The following is a 16,553-nucleotide window of genomic DNA, read 5'->3' as shown; positions in this document are numbered from 1 at the left end:
ATTTATCGCTCCTCGCCAAACAGCAGGACGCCGACGTCTGGCTCCACTTCAAACATATTTTGCAGCGCCGCCAGGGTGTCACGGGCCTCGGCTTCGTTAATCACGCTCATGGCAAAACCGACGTGCACCAGAACCCACTGGCCGAGGCGCGAGGCACCGTTTTCGTCAACCGCGCCCACCAGCGTTAAATCGACATCGCGCAATATGCCGCAGACGTCCACTTTGGCCAGATTACCGTCGATATCGCGGATGTGTCCCGGAACGCCTATGCACATCGTTCGTTCTCCAGCCAGGCCAGCCAGCTCTCCATGCCGTCGCCCTTGGTGGCGGAAACCGGCAAAATTTCAATCTCCGGGTTTACTTCCCGGGCAAAGGCCAGGCACTTCTCTACGTCAAAATTGAGATAGGGCAGCAGGTCGACTTTGTTAAGCAACATCAGCGAGGCGGCGGCAAACATATGCGGATATTTCAGCGGCTTGTCCTCGCCCTCCGTCACCGACAGCACCGCCACTTTATGCCGTTCGCCGAGATCAAAACTGGCCGGGCAGACCAGATTGCCGACGTTTTCGATAAACAGAATGCCGTTATCGGCAAGAGGCAGACGCGGCGCGGCGTCGGCAATCATCTGCGCATCCAGATGACAGCCTTTACCCGTATTCACCTGAATGGCCGGGGTGCCGGTTTCACGAATGCGCGCCGCGTCATTAACGGTCTGCTGATCCCCTTCAATCACCGCGCAGGAGACGCGGTGATTCAGACGCTTCAGGGTTTCCGTCAGCAGCGTGGTTTTACCGGAACCGGGGCTGGACACCAGGTTCAGCACTAATTGCTGGCGAGCGGCGAAACGCGCACGGTTGCAGGCGGCGAGTTGGTTGTTCTTATCCAGCACGTTGATTTCGACCTCCAGCATTTTGCGCTGGCTCATGCCCGGCGCATGCGTGCCCGCTTCGCCGTGGCCGTAGTGCAGATCGCCCGCGTCAGACTGCTTCGGGGCAAAAGTGATGCCGGTCAGTGCCGCCACTTTGCGCGGGGCGGGAGAGAAGGGCGCGGAGCGAAACGCGGAGTGGGGGCGATGCTCGTCCCCTTCGATATACAGGTTGCCTTCGGCGCAACCGCAGGTACTACACATGATTTACTCCTGGTCTATTTCGAGGCGCTGGATCTGCAAACCGTCGTCCGCGACGATGCGAAGCCCGATGTTCTGACACTGCGGGCAGCTTCGCACTTTCGATGACAGCAACGTGACGTACTGCTGGCAGGTCTCGCACCAGCATTCGGCCTGCTGCTCTTCGAGATGCAGCTCGCAGCCTTCTGCCAGCGTGTCGCGACATACCAGCTCAAAGCAAAAGGTGAGGGCACTTGGCTCGACGCAGGAAAACGCCCCGACTTTGAGCCATACGCCAGTGACGCGTTTTGCGTGGTGCTGCTTCGCCTGCTGTTCGATAAGTTCCAGCGCTCGCTGGCAGAGGGTGATTTCGTGCATGACGCCTCCTCGGTGATTTGGGGCGGTGATGCAATAACGATGCCAGCCTGATTTAGGAAAGGGAGTGTCGATGACGGCGCTGACGAAATGACACGTCGACACACGCATTTTGACAGTCTGTTTTATTTTTAAATCGTTAATTATCAGCAAGATAAAAACTGGCACAAAATCTGCTTAACAGCCGCTATCTCCATTAACCGGATATCTGAGATGACTATTTGGGAACTTAGCGAAAAAGCGGATTACATCGCGCAACGCCATCAACAATTACAGGAGCAGTGGCACCTCTACTGCAACTCACTGGTTCAGGGCATCACCCTGTCAAAAGCCCATCTGCACCACGCGATGAGCTGTGCGGCGCAAGAGGATTTGTGCTTCATCCTGTTCGGCCATTTTACGATTTACGTCACCCTGGCCGATGCCTTTAACAGCCACGTCATTGAGTATCACGTCGAGACCAAAGACGGCGACAGACAGCGGATTGCCCAGGCGCAGCTGATGATCGACGGCATGGTTGACGGCCACGTTAGCACCCGCGATCGCCACCAGGTGCTTGAACACTATCTGGAAAAAATCGCGCCGGTTTACAACGGCCTCTATTCCGCGGTCGAGCACAATTTGCCGGTGAATCTGCAGTCGCTTACCAGCGAACCGCACACGGCCTGATGCTTGCGTGTCGAGATGTGTCGATATGGCACGTCCGTCGTCAAAAATGACACTGTCCTGAGGACTACCCGGTGAACCGTTTTGTAATTGCTGACTCGACGGTCTGTATTGGCTGCCACACCTGTGAAGCGGCGTGTTCCGAAACACACCGCCTGCACGGGCTGCAGTCCATGCCGCGCCTGCGCGTTATGCGTAATGAAAAAGAGTCTGCCCCGCAGCTCTGCCATCAATGTGAGGATGCTCCCTGTGCGGGCGTCTGTCCTGTGAATGCCATCAACCGTATCGATGGCGCTGTTCAGTTGAACGAAAGCCTGTGCGTAAGCTGCAAACTTTGCGGCATCGCCTGCCCGTTTGGCGCGATTGAATTTTCTGGCAGCCGCCCGCTGCATATTCCGGCGAATGCCAATTCGCCAAAAGCGCCGCCTGCGCCTCCCGCACCGGCTCGCGTCAGTTCCCTGCTGGACTGGGTGCCGGGCGTGCGCGCCGTGGCGGTGAAGTGCGATCTGTGCAGCTTTGACGAACAAGGCCCCGCCTGCGTACGCACCTGCCCGACCAAAGCGCTGATTCTGGTCAATATCCACGATATCGCTCGCACCAGTAAGCGCAAACGCGAACTGACCATTAATACCGACTTTGGCGATCTGTCGCTGTTTCAGGCGCAAAACGAGGGGGCGAAATGAACGCTGTCTATCTGATTAACAGCGCCGTAGCCTGCTTTGCTGCGACGGCGGTGCTGGCGCTGGTCTTCTCTTTTCACAAAACCCTCAGCGGATGGATTGCCGGAATCGGCGGCGCAGCGGGGAGTGTCATCACGGCGATAGCCGGATTCATGGTGTTGACGCAGGGTGTCCATGCAGAAGGCGTCATGCCGCTGATTCGCCACACTCTTCAGCTCACGCCGCTGAATGCGATCTGGCTGGTGACCTTTGGCCTGTGCGGGCTGTTTGTCAGTCTGTTTAATATTGACTGGCACCGTCACCCGCAGACCAAACCAAACGGCCTGCTGGTCAATCTGCTGCTCGCCGCCGCCGTCTGTACCGTGGTGGCCAGCAACCTGGCCGCGCTGGTCGTAATGGCGGAGATCATGGCGCTGTGCGGGGTGTTCCTCACGGGATGCAGCCCATCCGGCAAACTGTGGTTTTTCCTGGGGCGTCTCGGCACCCTTTTGCTGGCGCTCACCTGCTGGCTGGTGTGGCAGCGCTACGGCACGCTTGACCTGGATCTGCTCAGCGCCCGCGCGCAGTTGCTGCCGTTTGGGGCCGATATCTGGCTTTCTGGCGTGGTCGGCTTTGGTCTGCTGGCGGGAATTATTCCGCTGCACGGCTGGGTGCCGCAGGCGCATGCTACTGCTTCAGCGCCTGCCGCGACGCTGTTCTCGACGGTGGTGATGAAAGTCGGTCTGTTTGGCATCCTCACGCTTTCGCTTATCGGTGGCCAACCGCCGCTGTGGTGGGGCGTGGTGCTGTTGATTGCCGGGATGATCACCGCTTTTGTCGGCGGGCTGTACGCCCTGATGGAGCACAACATCCAGCGTCTGCTGGCGTATCACACCCTGGAAAACATCGGCATCATCCTGCTTGGCTTAGGCGCGGGTGTGACGGGGCTGGCACTGAACCATCCGGCGCTGGTCGCCGCCGGGTTTATCGGCGGGCTGTACCATCTTGTTAACCATAGCCTGTTTAAAAGCACCCTATTCCTGGGGGCGGGCAGCGTCTGGTTCCGCACCGGGCATCGCGATATCGAAAAGCTGGGCGGTATCGGCAAAAAAATGCCGCTGATTTCGCTCCCGATGCTGGTGGGGCTGATGGCGATGGCCGCACTTCCGCCGCTCAACGGTTTTGCCGGTGAGTGGGTGATCTACCAGTCCTTCTTTGCGCTGGGTCAGAGCGACCTCTTTATTGCCCGTCTGCTCGGGCCAATGCTGGCGGTCGGCCTCGCGATCACCGGCGCGCTGGCGGTGATGTGTATGGCGAAAGTCTACGGCGTCACCTTCCTTGGCGCACCGCGCACTCCGGAGGCAGAAAATGCCCGCAGTGCACCGGCGCTGATGACCGCAAGCGTGGTTCTGCTGGCCCTGTGTTGCATCGCGGGTGGGGTTGCCGCGCCGTGGCTGCTGCCGCTGCTGGGGAGTGCGGTTCCGCTACCGCTCACGACCGCGCACACCGCCGTTTCCCAGCCGATGATTGCCCTGCTGCTGATCGCTGCGCCGCTGTTGCCGCTGGTGCTGATGATGTTCTTCAAACGCGACCGTCTGCCTGCGCGCTCACGCGGTACGGCATGGGCGTGCGGGTACGAGCACGAACAATCGATGGTTATCACCGCCCACGGTTTTGCGATGCCGGTGAAAGAGAACTTCGCCTTTGTCCTGAAACTGCGCCACGCGCTGAACCCGGTGAAGGTGATCCCCGGCTGGCAAAGCGCGGCTGCACCGACGCTGTTCCGTCGTCTCGCCGTGATCGAGCTGGCGGTGCTGGTGGTGATTGTGATTTCACGAGGAGCCTGACATGAGTCTGTTACTGGCATTACTTCAGGCGCTGGTGTTATTCGCCGTTGCGCCACTGCTTTCGGGCATTACCCGCGTGGCCCGCGCCCGGATGCACAATCGTCGCGGTCCAGGCGTGCTTCAGGAGTACCGCGATCTCATCAAACTGATGGGTCGTCAGAGCATCGCCCCGGATGCGTCCGGCTGGGTGTTCCGCCTGACGCCGTTCGTGATGGTCGGCGTGATGCTGACCATCGCCACCGCGCTGCCGGTGGTGACCGTCGCGTCGCCGCTGCCGGTGCTCGGCGATCTGATCACCCTGATCTATCTCTTCGCTATCGCGCGCTTTTTCTTTGCGATTGCAGGGCTGGATACGGGCAGTCCGTTTACAGGTATCGGCGCCAGCCGTGAAGCGATGCTCGGCGTGCTGGTGGAACCGATCCTGCTGCTGGGCCTGTGGGTAGCCGCGCAGGTCGCGGGTTCCACCCATATCAGCTTTATCACTGACACGGTTTATCACTGGCCGGTTACCCGCACCGTTCCGCTGCTGCTGGCGCTCTGCGCCTGTGCCTTCGCCACCTTTATTGAGATGGGAAAACTGCCCTTTGACCTCGCGGAAGCGGAGCAGGAGCTGCAGGAAGGACCGCTCACGGAGTACAGCGGCTACGGCTTTGCGGTGCTGAAGTGGGGCATCAGCCTCAAACAGCTGGTGGTCCTGCAAATGTTTGTCGGCGTCTTCTTCCCGTGGGGGCAGATGACACACTTCTCGGCGGCGGGTTTTCTGCTGGCAGTGGTTATCGCCGTGCTCAAGCTGGTGGCGGGGGTGCTGATTATCGCGCTGTTTGAAAACAGCATGGCGCGACTGCGTTTCAACGCCACGTCGCGCGTCACCTGGGCCGGTTTTGGGTTCGCATTTTTAGCCTTCGTCTCCTTGCTGGTGGCGTGATTACAGAGAGTCTTAGCATGTCTGAAGAAAAAGTAGGTCAACAGTATCTTGCCGCACTGCATCAGGCGTTTCCCGGCGTGGTGCTGGAGGAGAGCTGGCAGACCAAAGACCAGATCACTGTCACCATCAAGGTGAACTACCTGCCGGAAGTGGTGGAGTTTCTCTATTACCAGCAGGGCGGCTGGCTGTCGGTACTGTTCGGCAACGATGAGCGTCAGCTGTGCGGCAACTACGCGGTTTACTACGTGCTGTCGATGGAGCAGGGCGTGAAGTGCTGGCTCACGGTACGCGTCGAAGTTGATCCGAATAAACCGGAATACCCGTCCGTCACGCCGCGCGTGCCTGCCGCCGTCTGGGGCGAGCGCGAAGTACGCGACATGTACGGCCTGGTGGCGGTTGGCCTGCCGGATGAGCGCCGTCTGGTGCTGCCCGACGACTGGCCGGATGAACTCTATCCGCTGCGCAAAGACAGCATGGATTATCGCCAGCGTCCGGCGCCGACGACCGACAGCGAAACCTACGAGTTCATCAACGAACTCGGCAGCAAAAAGAACAACGTGGTGCCGATTGGCCCGCTGCACGTCACCTCCGATGAACCGGGCCACTTCCGCCTGTTTGTCGATGGCGAAAACATTATCGACGCCGATTACCGCCTGTTCTACGTCCATCGCGGCATGGAAAAATTGGCGGAAACCCGTATGGGTTACAACGAAGTCACCTTCCTGTCGGATCGCGTGTGTGGCATCTGCGGCTTTGCCCACAGCACCGCTTATACCACCTCGGTGGAAAACGGCATGGGCATTGTGGTGCCTGAGCGGGCGCAGATGATCCGCGCCATTCTGCTGGAGGTCGAGCGCTTGCACTCGCACCTGCTGAACCTCGGCCTCGCCTGTCACTTCGTCGGCTTTGATTCCGGATTTATGCAGTTCTTCCGCGTGCGTGAAGCGTCGATGAAGATGGCGGAAATCCTCACCGGGGCGCGTAAAACCTACGGTCTGAACCTGATCGGTGGGATTCGCCGCGATCTGCTGAAAGACGACATGATCCAGACCCGCCTGCTGGCACAGCAGATGCGCCGCGATGTGCAGGATCTGGTGGATATGCTTCTGAGCACGCCGAATATCGAGCAGCGCACCGTCGGCGTGGGCCGTCTCGATCCGCAGATCGCCCGCGATTTCAGCAACGTCGGCCCAATGGTGCGCGCCAGCGGTCACGCTCGCGATACCCGCGCCGATCACCCGTTTGTCGGTTACGGTCTGTTGCCGATGACCGTACACAGCGAGCAGGGCTGCGACGTTATCTCGCGTCTGAAAGTGCGTATCAACGAAGTCTTTACCGCCCTGAATATGATCGATTTTGGTCTGGATAATCTGCCCGGCGGTCCGCTGGCGGTGGAAGGCTTTACCTATATCCCGAACCGTTTTGCGCTCGGGTTCGCCGAGGCGCCACGCGGGGATGATATCCACTGGAGCATGACCGGCGACAACCAGAAGCTCTACCGCTGGCGCTGCCGTGCGGCGACCTACGCCAACTGGCCGACCCTGCGCTACATGCTGCGCGGCAATACGGTCTCTGATGCGCCGCTGATCATCGGCAGCCTCGATCCTTGCTACTCCTGTACCGACCGCATGACGGTGGTGGATGTGCGCAAGAAGAAAAGCCAGGTGGTGCCGTACAAAGAGCTTGAACGCTACAGCATCGAGCGCAAGAACTCGCCGCTGAAATAAGGAACCGTCATGTTTACCTTTATCAAAAAAGTGATCAAAACCGGTACGGTCACCAGCCGTTATCCGCTTGAGCCGATGCCGGTCGATAAAAACTTTCGCGGCAAACCAGAGCACAACCCGCAGCAGTGCATCGGCTGCGCGGCGTGCGTTAACGCCTGCCCGTCGAATGCCCTGACGGTGGAGACGGATCTGGCGACGAATCAGCTGGCCTGGCAGTTCAACCTCGGACGCTGCATTTTTTGTGGCCGCTGTGAAGAGGTCTGCCCGACGGCGGCGATTAAGCTGTCGCAGGAGTACGAGCTGGCGGTGTGGAAAAAAGAGGATTTCCTCCAGCAGTCGCGTTTTGACCTGTGCCACTGCCGCGTTTGCCACCATCCGTTTGCCGTGCAAAAAGAGATCGACTACGCCATTGCGTTGCTGAAACACAACGGTGATGCGCGCGCCGAAATGCACCGGGAAGGGTTTGAAACCTGCCCGGAATGCAAGCGTCAGAAATGCCTGCTGCCGTCCGACCGCATTGATATCACCCGCCACATGAGAGAAGCCAGCTGATGAATAATTTACTCGGCCCGCGCGACGATAACGGCATTCCGGTGCCGATGACGGTGGACGAATCCATCGCGAGCATGAAAGCCTCCCTGCTGAAAAACATCAAACGTTCCGCCTACGTCTACCGCGTGGACTGCGGCGGCTGCAACGGCTGCGAAATCGAAATCTTCGCCACCCTGTCGCCGCTGTTTGATGCCGAACGTTTTGGTATCAAAGTGGTGCCATCCCCGCGCCATGCGGACATTCTGCTGTTTACCGGCGCGGTGACGCGCGCGATGCGATCTCCGGCGCTGCGCGCCTGGCAATCGGCGCCGGATCCAAAAATTTGTATCTCCTATGGCGCATGCGGCAACAGCGGCGGGATCTTCCACGATCTCTACTGCGTGTGGGGTGGCACCGACAAAATCGTGCCGGTGGATGTGTATATCCCTGGCTGCCCGCCGACGCCCGCGGCGACGTTGTACGGTTTTGCGATGGCGCTGGGTCTGCTGGAGCAGAAAATTCACGCCCGCGCCCCGGGTGAGATCGACAATCAGCCCGCGCAGATTTTGCACCCGGATATGGTGCAGCCTCTGCGCGTGAAGGTCGATCGCACGGCGCGACGCCTCGCCGGGTATCGCTATGGCCGCCAGATTGCTGATGACTATCTGCGTCTGTTGAGCCAGGGCGAGCATCAGGTGGCGCGCTGGCTGGAGGCGGAGAAAGATCCGCGTCTGAACGAGATCGTGGCAAACCTGGACCAGGTGGTGGATGAGGCGCGTATCCGATGAGTGAAAAGGTGGTGTTCAGTCAGCTGAGCCGTAAATTTATCGATGAGAACGACGCGACGCCGGATGCGGCCCAGCAGGTGGTCTATTACAGCCTGGCGATTGGCCACCATCTCGGGGTGATCGACTGTTTAGAGGCGGCGCTGAGCTGTCCGTGGCAGGACTATCTGGCGTGGATCGGCACGCTGGAGGCGGGCAGCACCGCACGACGCAAAATGGAAGGTGTACCGAAGTATGGCGAGATCGTCATCGACAGCAATCACATCGCCATGCTGGCGAATGCCTTCGATGCGGCGCTCGCAGTGCAAACCCCTGAGCAGCAGGCGTGGAGCAAAACGGTGCTCAGTATGCTGCACGATATTCATCAGGAGAGCGCCATCTACCTGATGGTGAGGAGATTACGTGACTGACGTTTTACTGTGTGTGGGCAACAGCATGATGGGCGACGACGGCGCAGGCCCGCTGCTGGCGGAAATGTGCTTCGCAAATCCGCAGGGTAACTGGCAGGTGATCGACGGCGGCAGCGCGCCGGAAAATGACGTGGTTGCCCTTCGCGAGCTGCGCCCGGACCGGCTGCTGATTGTCGATGCCACCGATATGGGGCTAAACCCGGGCGAAATCCGCCTCATCGATCCGGACGATATTGCTGAGATGTTCATGATGACCACCCACAATATGCCGCTCAACTATCTGGTCGATCAGATTAAAGACGACGTGGGCGAGGTGCTGTTTTTGGGCATTCAGCCGGATATTGTCGGCTTTTATTATCCGATGACTCCCGCGATAAAAGCGGCGGTAGAAACGGTCTATTCCCGGCTTGCAGGATGGGCAGGGGACGGGGGTTTTGCACGACTCTGAGAAGTGAATGCCCGGTGCGCGACGTACCACCGGGCAGAACTCCGTTACGCCAAATCCGCCCCGTTGCTCGCAATCACCTTCTTATACCACCAGAACGATTTCTTGCGTTTACGATCCAGCGTGCCGTTGCCTGCATCGTCACGATCGACATACACAAACCCGTAGCGCTTGCTCATCTCGCCCGTGGAAGCTGCCACCAGATCGATACAGCCCCAGGTGGTGTAACCCATTAGCGGCACGCCGTCTTCAATCGCATCGCCCATTGCGCGGATATGCTCGCGCAGATAGCTGATGCGGTAGTCGTCGTTAATCTCGCCGCTGGCGTCGATCTCGTCTTTCGCCCCGAGGCCGTTTTCCACCAGGAACAGCGGTTTCTGGTAGCGGTCATACATCATGTTCATGGTGATGCGCAGACCCAGCGGGTCAATGCCCCAGCCCCATTCGCTCACCTCAATGTGCGGGTTGCGCAGGGATTTGACGATGTTTGCCGCGCTGGTGTTATTGGCGTTCATCTCCACAGAGGCGCAGCGTGACGCGTAATAACTGAACGACACAAAATCGACGGTATGTTTAAGGAGCTGGTCGTCGGCCGGGTCTTTAACAATCGTCACCCCTTTATCGCGGAACACGCGCGCCGAGTAACCCGGATAGGTGCCGCGCGCCTGAACGTCTATAAAGAACAGGTTTTCGCGATCTTTTTCCAGTGCCGTCCACACGTCTTCTGGCTTGCAGGAGTACGGGTAGAAACTGCCGCCTGCCAGCATACAGCCGACCTGGTTTTCCGGGTTCACTTCATGGGCGATTTTGGTCGCCAGTGCGCTTGCCACCAGCTCGTGATGTGCGGCCTGGTATTTCACCTGATCTTCGTTTTCACCCTCTTCAAAGACCAGTCCCGCGCCCGAGAACGGGCTGTGCAGCATGATGTTGATCTCGTTGAAGGTCAGCCAGTATTTCACCAGACCATTGAACTCTTCAAAGCAGGTGCGCGCGTAGCGGGCGAAGAAATCGACCATTTTGCGGTTGCGCCAGGAGCCGTATTCGGTGACCAGATGCATTGGCACATCGAAGTGGCACAGGGTCACCAGCGGCTCGATATTGTACTTTTTGCACTCTTCAAACACCGCGCGGTAAAAGGCGATACCGGCCTGATTCGGCCGCGGTTCGTCACCGTTCGGGTAGAGGCGGCTCCAGGCAATCGAGGTGCGGAATACCGTAAAACCCATCTCCGCCATCAGTGCGATGTCTTCTTTGTAGCGATGGTAAAAATCAATCGCCTCGTGGCTCGGGTAAAACTCGTCGTCGCGCAGCGAGAAACGTTTTTCCTTACCGACTTTCACCGCCATGCGGTTTGCGCCGTGGGGGATCATATCGACGGTGGTCAGCCCTTTACCGCCTTCACGGTAAGCACCTTCACTCTGGTTGGCGGCCAGTGCGCCGCCCCATAAAAATCCTTCTGGAAAAACAGACATTTTTACCTCGTTATTCATTTATGCTCGTGCTTCTTGTGCCGGAACCGGTGCGGTTTGCAGGGCGCGTGCTTTCTCGGCCTCGTCTTCCACTGGAATATCCTCAAAGCCGAGGATCAGCGTCAGAACAAACGAAAGCACCACGGCCAGGGCCATCACGCCAAACACCCAGACGATGGTCATCGGATTGGCCGGATCGAAGAACTGTACGCTGGTGAACAGGCCCGGTGCCGCCATTGAGTGGCTGGCAAGCCCCGCCATACCGGCGATCGCGCCGCAGATAAAGCCGCTGATCAGGCTCGCAATTAACGGGCGTTTCAGGCGAATCGCCACGCCGTAAAGTGCCGGTTCAGAAATTCCCGCCATGATGGCGGACGCCGCTGCGGCGAGCGCCGTCTGGCGCAGTTCCGGGTTTTTGGTTTTCCAGGCTACCGCCAGGGAAGAACCGCCAAGAGAGAGGTTCGCGCCGATTTCCGACGGCATCACCATCCCTTCTTTGCCGGTTTCGGCGATAGTCTGAATAATCGTTGGCGTAAAGACGCGGTGCATACCGGTCATTACCAGCAGCGGCCAGAGTGCGCCCATAATGGCCACGGACAGCCAGCCCAGATAGCCGTGAATGGTGTAGACCAGCGACGAAATCGCGCTACCAATCCAAATACCCAGCGGCCCAATCAGCACAATCGCCAGCGGGGCGGCAATCAGCACGATCAGCATCGGTTTCAGGAAGTTTTTAGTTACCGCTGGCGTGATCTTGTCCACCCAGCGTTCGATGTACGACAGGCACCAGGTCATGACCAGCGCCGGGATCACCGTGTAGGTGTATTTCACCGCCGTCACCGGGATAAACGCGAACTCGACGTGCTCGCCCTGGGCGGCTTTCGCCATCAGCTCAATAAAGCTTGGATGCACCAGCACGCCTGCGATGGCAATCGCCAGCGACATGTTGGTTTTGAATTTCACGGCGGCAGACGCGGCCACCATCAGCGGCAGGAAGAAGAAGGCTCCGTCACCAATCACCGTCAGAATCGTGAGCGTAGGGGCACCTTTCGGCAGCGCGCCGGTCATCTCCAGGATCATTGCCAGCAGTTTCACCATCGAGCCGCCGATGATCGCCGGGATCAGCGGGGACATGGTGCCGATCAGCGCGTCGAGCACGCCAGCGCCGATGCGGCGAAGCGTCAGTTTTTGCGGGCCTTGCGGCTCAGCAGGACGCATCCCGGCAGGCAGCAGGTTCACCACCTCGCGGTAGGCCTGAGAAACGGTATTGCCGATGATCACCTGACACTGGTTATCGTTGCGCACCACGCCGAGCACGCCGGAGAGGCTTTTGAGCGTGGCGCTGTCGATGGCGCTTTCGTCCTGCAACACAAAGCGCAGGCGCGTCATACAGTGGGTGACGGCGACGATGTTATCTTTCCCGCCGAGCGCGCTGACAATGTCTTTCGCCAGCGCGGCATAATTTTTGGCCATCGGAAGTGATCCTGTTGTAGTTGTGAGAACATGTAGGAAACCGGTTCCACAAAATCATGATGAGTTTCTTCGTATGAAACAAGATGGTGATCCGTGCATTTTTTACATTCGTGATAACGATCACTTTGAGTGTTTAAAAGCGTGAGATTCGCGCTGCGACAATTTTCGTGCAGTGCAGTACACTTCGGCGCATCAGGTTTAAAGGGAATAATCAGATGACCACGATGCTTGAAGTGGCGAAGCGGGCAGGGGTGTCGAAGGCAACGGTTTCTCGGGTGCTTTCGGGCAATGGCTACGTGAGCCAGGAGACAAAAGACCGGGTTTTTCAGGCGATTGAAGAGAGCGGTTACCGCCCCAATCTGCTGGCGCGAAACCTTGCGACCAAACGTACCCAAACCCTGGGGCTGGTAGTGACGAACACCCTTTACCACGGCGTGTATTTCAGCGAGCTGCTGTTCCACGCGGCACGCATGACGGAAGAAAAAGGGCGTCAGCTGATTCTCGCGGACGGCAAGCACAGCGCCGATGAAGAGCGCGAGGCGATCCAGTATCTGCTCGATATGCGCTGCGACGCAATCATCATCTATCCGCGCTTTCTAAGCGTTGATGAGATGGATGAGATCATCGAAAAACAGGAGCAGCCGATCATGGTGCTCAACCGTCGTCTGCGTAAAAACAGCAGCCAGTGCGTCTGGTCGGATCATAAAGCCTCCTGTCAGGATGCGGTCTCGCAGCTGATTGAAATGGGCCATCGGGATATCGCGTTTATCACCGGCTCGCTCGACTCTCCCACCGGTATCGAACGTCTTTCTGGGTACAGAGCGGCGCTGGCGCAGCATCAGATCCCGCTGCGCGACGAATTGCTGGTGGAGGGGAAATGGACTCCGGAAAGCGGGGCGGCGGGAGTCACCACGCTGCTGGCGCGCAAAGCGCAATTCACCGCGTTGGTCGCCAGCAATGACGATATGGCCATTGGTGCGCTGAAGCAGCTTCACGACAGCGGGATCGCCACGCCGGGCGAAGTGTCGGTAGTGGGATTTGATGATGTTGCGATCGCGCCCTACATCGTGCCATCGCTCTCCAGCGTGCGTATTCCGGTGACGGAGATGATCAAAGAGACCATCAGCCGCCTGATTTTTATGCTCGATGGCGGCGAGTTCAGCTATCAGCAAGCCTTCCCCGGTGAGCTGATCCTGCGCGACTCCGTCATCGCCAACGTTCGCGTCTGACGTCGACAGGTGTCATCGTCATTCGTGTCGATGACACCGAGGGGTACTGATTAAATTCAGTGAAATCAGTTAATTAAAATGTGGCACGTTTTATGTATGTTTCGCCGCATAACTTAATGCTGGAGAAGCAGATGAACCGTTTTATTATGGCCGATGCCAGTAAATGTATTGGCTGTCGCACCTGTGAGGTGGCGTGTGTTGTGTCCCATCAGGCGGAGCAGGATTGCGCCTCCCTGACCCCAGAATCTTTCCTGCCACGTATTCATGTCATTAAGGGCGTGAATATCTCAACGGCGGCCATCTGCCGCCAGTGTGAAGACGCCCCCTGCGCCAATGTCTGCCCTAACGGTGCCATCAACCGCGAAAACGGCTTTGTGCAGGTTATGCAGCAGCGTTGCATCGGCTGTAAAACCTGCGTGGTGGCCTGTCCGTATGGTGCGATGGAAGTGGTTGTGCGCCCGGTGGTACGCAACAGCGGCGCGGGTCTGAGTGTGCGTGCCGAAAAAGCCGAAGCGAACAAATGCGACCTATGCAACCATCGCGAAAGCGGCCCGGCGTGTATCGAAGCCTGCCCGACGCACGCTCTGGTCTGCGTCGATCGTAACAAGCTTGAACAGATGAGTGCCGAGAAGCGCCGTCGCGCGGCGTTCGATACATCGTCATCAATGCTGTTTTAAGCCGCGATGAGCTGTAACGGCGCGCAGCTGCGGGTGCGCGGAAAAGTGCAGGGGGTGGGTTTCCGCCCCTTTGTCTGGCAGTTGGCGAATCAGCTTGGCCTTCGCGGTGACGTTTGTAATGACGGCGAAGGCGTGCTGGTGCGTCTGGTTGATGATCCGACTGCGTTTCAGGCACGTTTGTTAGCGCAGTGCCCGCCGCTGGCGCGCATTGATACCATTGAAACTCAGCCGTTGACCTGGCCGGAAATGCCGACGGAATTCACCATCCGCCACAGCGCGGGCGGGGCGATGGCGACGCAAATCGTGCCGGATGCGGCGACCTGTCCGGCCTGCCTGGCTGAGATGCGCGATCCGCGCGATCGCCGCTACCGCTATCCGTTTATCAACTGCACCCACTGCGGCCCGCGTTTCACCATTATTCGCGCCATGCCCTATGACCGACCGGATACGGCGATGGCCGCTTTCCCGCTCTGCGCCCCGTGTGAGAGCGAATACCGCAATCCGGCGGATCGGCGCTTTCACGCCCAGCCGGTGGCATGCCCGGACTGTGGGCCGCAGCTGGAATGGCGTGCAGAGGGCGTCCATCTGACACGAGATGCCGCGTTATCCGCAGCCGTTGAGATGCTGAAAAACGGTGGGATCGTGGCAATCAAAGGGCTGGGCGGTTTTCATCTGGCCTGCGACGCGCAAAACGCGCAGGCGGTGGCGCGGCTGCGCGCGCGAAAACGTCGTCCGACCAAACCATTAGCGGTGATGCTGCCCTGTATTGACGAGTTGCCTGCGCCCCTTCGGGAGCGTCTGCAATCGCCCGCCGCACCCATCGTGTTGAGCGCAAAGCGCCTGCTACCGGAACTGCCGCAGAACATTGCGCCGGGGCTGGATTGCATCGGCGTGATGCTGGCCTCCAGCCCGCTGCAACATCTGCTGATGGACGACTGCGCGCGCCCGCTGGTGATGACTTCCGGGAATCTCAGCGGTAAACCCCCCGCGCTGAGCAATGTTCAGGCGCTGGATGACCTGCGCGATATCGCCGACGGTTTTCTGCTGCATAACCGCGACATTTTGCAACGCATGGATGATTCGGTTCTGGACGAGCAGGGCGCAATGCTGCGCCGCGCGCGGGGTTACGTGCCGGACGCCATTCCGCTGCCTGAAGGATTTAAGGATATCCCGCCGATGCTGTGCCTCGGCGCGGAGATGAAAAATACCTTCTGTCTGGTGCGCGGCGGGCAGGCGGTTATCAGCCAGCATTTTGGCGATCTGAGTGACGACGGCGTGGAGCATCAGTGGCGTGGCGCGCTGGCGGTCATTCAACAAATGTATGATTTCCGTCCGGAACTTGTGGTGTACGATGCCCATCCGGGCTACCGCTCTGCCCGGTGGGCCGAAGCGCTGGCGCTGCCGAAACAGACGGTACTCCACCACCACGCCCACGCGGCGGCGTGTCTGGCGGAAAATGGCTGGCCGCTGAACGCAGGCGATGTGATTGCGCTGACGCTTGACGGCATCGGGATGGGCGAAAACGGCGCGCTGTGGGGCGGCGAGTGCCTGCGGGTGAACTATCAGGCGTGCGAGCACCTCGGTGGGTTGCCCGCCGTGGCGCTGCCCGGCGGCGATCTGGCCGCGGTCGAACCGTGGCGGAATTTACTTGCACATGGGCTGGCGTTTATTCCTGACTGGCAAAAGCGGGCGGAAATGCGCGCCGTTCTGGCGCACAACTGGACACTGCTGGCGACGGCGGTGGCGCGGGGAATCAACGCGCCGCTGGCCTCATCCTGTGGGCGGCTGTTTGACGCCGTGGCTTGTGCGCTGGATATCGTGCCCGACAGGCAGCATCACGAAGGCGAAGCGGCTTGTCAGCTTGAAGCACTGGCCGCGACCTGTTCAGGTGTGCAGCATCCGGTCACGCTGGATGTGGGAGATCTGTCCACCTTCTGGCAGCAGTGGCTCGACTGGCAGGCGACGCCCGCCGAACGGGCATGGGCATTCCATGATGCGCTGGCGAAAGGGCTGGCGGCACTGTTGGCTCAACACGCCCGACGTCTGGCGATATCGACGCTCTGCTTCAGCGGCGGCGTGCTGCACAATCGGCTGCTCAGGGCGCGCCTGCAGTTTTATCTTTCTGAATTCACGCTTCTGTTCCCTGAAAAATTGCCTGCAGGCGACGGGGCGATTTCATTCGGACAGGCGGTCGTCGCTGCCGCCCGCACCCTTTCTCACAGGAACTGAC

The 16,553-nt window shown here is 59.2% G+C and carries 17 protein-coding genes; 12 read left to right on the top strand and 5 right to left on the bottom strand.

All coding sequences use genetic code 11. From position 1 onward, the window contains the following. Positions 1 to 2 precede the first annotated feature (2 nt). From ACB496_RS17415 to hypA, 3 genes are read right to left on the bottom strand one after another with little or no spacing between them, the layout of a single operon-like run. The gene (locus ACB496_RS17415) at positions 3 to 275 is read right to left on the bottom strand and encodes a HypC/HybG/HupF family hydrogenase formation chaperone (RefSeq protein ID WP_371973147.1); all 273 of its coding nucleotides are present in this window, start codon (positions 273 to 275) and stop codon (positions 3 to 5) included. After that, positions 266 to 1,129, bottom strand: a complete 864-nt coding sequence (gene hypB, locus ACB496_RS17410) for a hydrogenase nickel incorporation protein HypB (protein ID WP_371973146.1) — start codon at positions 1,127 to 1,129, stop codon at positions 266 to 268. The genes ACB496_RS17415 and hypB overlap by 10 nt, the downstream gene beginning before the upstream one ends. Positions 1,130 to 1,132: 3 nt before the next feature. Next, on the bottom strand, positions 1,133 to 1,483 hold the full coding sequence (hypA, locus tag ACB496_RS17405) for a hydrogenase maturation nickel metallochaperone HypA (RefSeq protein WP_371973145.1): 351 nt from the start codon (positions 1,481 to 1,483) through the stop codon (positions 1,133 to 1,135). 210 nt (positions 1,484 to 1,693) lie between these two features. On the opposite strand from hypA, the gene hycA reads away from it, so the two are divergent. The 9 genes from hycA to hycI all read left to right on the top strand — a co-directional run bounded on the left by hycA (position 1,694) and on the right by hycI (position 9,478). Continuing rightward, the gene (gene hycA, locus ACB496_RS17400) at positions 1,694 to 2,149 is read left to right on the top strand and encodes a formate hydrogenlyase regulator HycA (protein ID WP_100779153.1); all 456 of its coding nucleotides are present in this window, start codon (positions 1,694 to 1,696) and stop codon (positions 2,147 to 2,149) included. A 71-nt stretch (positions 2,150 to 2,220) separates the two neighbouring features. Then, positions 2,221 to 2,829: a 4Fe-4S dicluster domain-containing protein gene (locus ACB496_RS17395; RefSeq protein ID WP_371973144.1), complete on the top strand. Its 609-nt coding sequence runs from the start codon at positions 2,221 to 2,223 to the stop codon at positions 2,827 to 2,829. Further along, positions 2,826 to 4,652, top strand: coding sequence for a formate hydrogenlyase subunit 3 (hycC, locus tag ACB496_RS17390; RefSeq protein ID WP_371973143.1), 1,827 nt, complete (start codon positions 2,826 to 2,828; stop codon positions 4,650 to 4,652). Before ACB496_RS17395 ends, hycC begins: the two co-directional genes overlap by 4 nt. Before the next feature lies 1 nt (position 4,653). Then, positions 4,654 to 5,577 (top strand): respiratory chain complex I subunit 1 family protein, encoded by a 924-nt coding sequence (locus ACB496_RS17385; protein ID WP_319417869.1) that lies wholly within the window; start codon positions 4,654 to 4,656, stop codon positions 5,575 to 5,577. Between the two features lie 17 nt (positions 5,578 to 5,594). After that, positions 5,595 to 7,304 (top strand): NADH-quinone oxidoreductase subunit C, encoded by a 1,710-nt coding sequence (locus ACB496_RS17380; RefSeq protein ID WP_102105431.1) that lies wholly within the window; start codon positions 5,595 to 5,597, stop codon positions 7,302 to 7,304. A 9-nt stretch (positions 7,305 to 7,313) separates the two neighbouring features. Then, positions 7,314 to 7,856, top strand: a complete 543-nt coding sequence (locus ACB496_RS17375) for a formate hydrogenlyase complex iron-sulfur subunit (protein ID WP_181826764.1) — start codon at positions 7,314 to 7,316, stop codon at positions 7,854 to 7,856. Then, on the top strand, positions 7,856 to 8,623 hold the full coding sequence (locus tag ACB496_RS17370; protein ID WP_371973142.1) for an NADH-quinone oxidoreductase subunit B family protein: 768 nt from the start codon (positions 7,856 to 7,858) through the stop codon (positions 8,621 to 8,623). The genes ACB496_RS17375 and ACB496_RS17370 overlap by 1 nt, the downstream gene beginning before the upstream one ends. After that, on the top strand, positions 8,620 to 9,030 hold the full coding sequence (locus tag ACB496_RS17365; protein WP_100779160.1) for a formate hydrogenlyase maturation HycH family protein: 411 nt from the start codon (positions 8,620 to 8,622) through the stop codon (positions 9,028 to 9,030). The genes ACB496_RS17370 and ACB496_RS17365 overlap by 4 nt, the downstream gene beginning before the upstream one ends. Continuing rightward, positions 9,023 to 9,478 (top strand): hydrogenase maturation peptidase HycI, encoded by a 456-nt coding sequence (hycI, locus tag ACB496_RS17360; protein WP_123428712.1) that lies wholly within the window; start codon positions 9,023 to 9,025, stop codon positions 9,476 to 9,478. The genes ACB496_RS17365 and hycI overlap by 8 nt, the downstream gene beginning before the upstream one ends. A 44-nt stretch (positions 9,479 to 9,522) precedes the next feature. Here the strand turns inward: hycI and ACB496_RS17355 are convergent, their stop codons facing one another. Both ACB496_RS17355 and ascF read right to left on the bottom strand, forming a co-directional pair. After that, positions 9,523 to 10,947, bottom strand: coding sequence for a 6-phospho-beta-glucosidase (locus ACB496_RS17355; RefSeq protein WP_371973141.1), 1,425 nt, complete (start codon positions 10,945 to 10,947; stop codon positions 9,523 to 9,525). A gap of 18 nt (positions 10,948 to 10,965) precedes the next feature. Then, positions 10,966 to 12,417: a PTS cellobiose/arbutin/salicin transporter subunit IIBC gene (gene ascF, locus ACB496_RS17350; RefSeq protein ID WP_102105428.1), complete on the bottom strand. Its 1,452-nt coding sequence runs from the start codon at positions 12,415 to 12,417 to the stop codon at positions 10,966 to 10,968. A 215-nt stretch (positions 12,418 to 12,632) separates the two neighbouring features. On the opposite strand from ascF, the gene ACB496_RS17345 reads away from it, so the two are divergent. The 3 genes from ACB496_RS17345 to hypF all read left to right on the top strand — a co-directional run bounded on the left by ACB496_RS17345 (position 12,633) and on the right by hypF (position 16,552). Beyond that, positions 12,633 to 13,646 (top strand): LacI family DNA-binding transcriptional regulator, encoded by a 1,014-nt coding sequence (locus ACB496_RS17345; RefSeq protein ID WP_102105427.1) that lies wholly within the window; start codon positions 12,633 to 12,635, stop codon positions 13,644 to 13,646. Between the two features lie 131 nt (positions 13,647 to 13,777). Further along, entirely contained in the window at positions 13,778 to 14,323 is a 546-nt protein-coding gene (hydN, locus tag ACB496_RS17340) for an electron transport protein HydN (RefSeq protein WP_129035038.1), read from the top strand. 6 nt (positions 14,324 to 14,329) lie between these two features. Continuing rightward, the gene (gene hypF, locus ACB496_RS17335; protein ID WP_371973140.1) at positions 14,330 to 16,552 is read left to right on the top strand and encodes a carbamoyltransferase HypF; all 2,223 of its coding nucleotides are present in this window, start codon (positions 14,330 to 14,332) and stop codon (positions 16,550 to 16,552) included. Position 16,553: the final 1 nt, after the last annotated feature.

The sequence above is a fragment of the Lelliottia nimipressuralis genome (assembly GCF_041464075.1).
In the GTDB taxonomy this organism is placed as follows: Bacteria; Pseudomonadota; Gammaproteobacteria; order Enterobacterales; family Enterobacteriaceae; genus Enterobacter; species Enterobacter nimipressuralis.
The sequence above is the reverse complement of the archived record's forward strand: the minus strand, read 5'-3'. Positions and strand labels throughout refer to the sequence as shown.

Coding starts and splice junctions, on each gene's coding strand:
- hypB (WP_371973146.1), bottom strand. CDS start 1,129: ATGTGTAGTACCTGCGGTTGCGCCGAAGGCAACCTGTATATCGAAGGG.
- hypF (WP_371973140.1), top strand. CDS start 14,330: ATGAGCTGTAACGGCGCGCAGCTGCGGGTGCGCGGAAAAGTGCAGGGG.
- ACB496_RS17345 (WP_102105427.1), top strand. CDS start 12,633: ATGACCACGATGCTTGAAGTGGCGAAGCGGGCAGGGGTGTCGAAGGCA.
- hydN (WP_129035038.1), top strand. CDS start 13,778: ATGAACCGTTTTATTATGGCCGATGCCAGTAAATGTATTGGCTGTCGC.
- ACB496_RS17355 (WP_371973141.1), bottom strand. CDS start 10,947: ATGTCTGTTTTTCCAGAAGGATTTTTATGGGGCGGCGCACTGGCCGCC.
- hypA (WP_371973145.1), bottom strand. CDS start 1,483: ATGCACGAAATCACCCTCTGCCAGCGAGCGCTGGAACTTATCGAACAG.
- ACB496_RS17365 (WP_100779160.1), top strand. CDS start 8,620: ATGAGTGAAAAGGTGGTGTTCAGTCAGCTGAGCCGTAAATTTATCGAT.
- hycA (WP_100779153.1), top strand. CDS start 1,694: ATGACTATTTGGGAACTTAGCGAAAAAGCGGATTACATCGCGCAACGC.
- ACB496_RS17370 (WP_371973142.1), top strand. CDS start 7,856: ATGAATAATTTACTCGGCCCGCGCGACGATAACGGCATTCCGGTGCCG.
- ascF (WP_102105428.1), bottom strand. CDS start 12,417: ATGGCCAAAAATTATGCCGCGCTGGCGAAAGACATTGTCAGCGCGCTC.
- ACB496_RS17380 (WP_102105431.1), top strand. CDS start 5,595: ATGTCTGAAGAAAAAGTAGGTCAACAGTATCTTGCCGCACTGCATCAG.
- ACB496_RS17415 (WP_371973147.1), bottom strand. CDS start 275: ATGTGCATAGGCGTTCCGGGACACATCCGCGATATCGACGGTAATCTG.
- ACB496_RS17385 (WP_319417869.1), top strand. CDS start 4,654: ATGAGTCTGTTACTGGCATTACTTCAGGCGCTGGTGTTATTCGCCGTT.
- hycC (WP_371973143.1), top strand. CDS start 2,826: ATGAACGCTGTCTATCTGATTAACAGCGCCGTAGCCTGCTTTGCTGCG.
- ACB496_RS17375 (WP_181826764.1), top strand. CDS start 7,314: ATGTTTACCTTTATCAAAAAAGTGATCAAAACCGGTACGGTCACCAGC.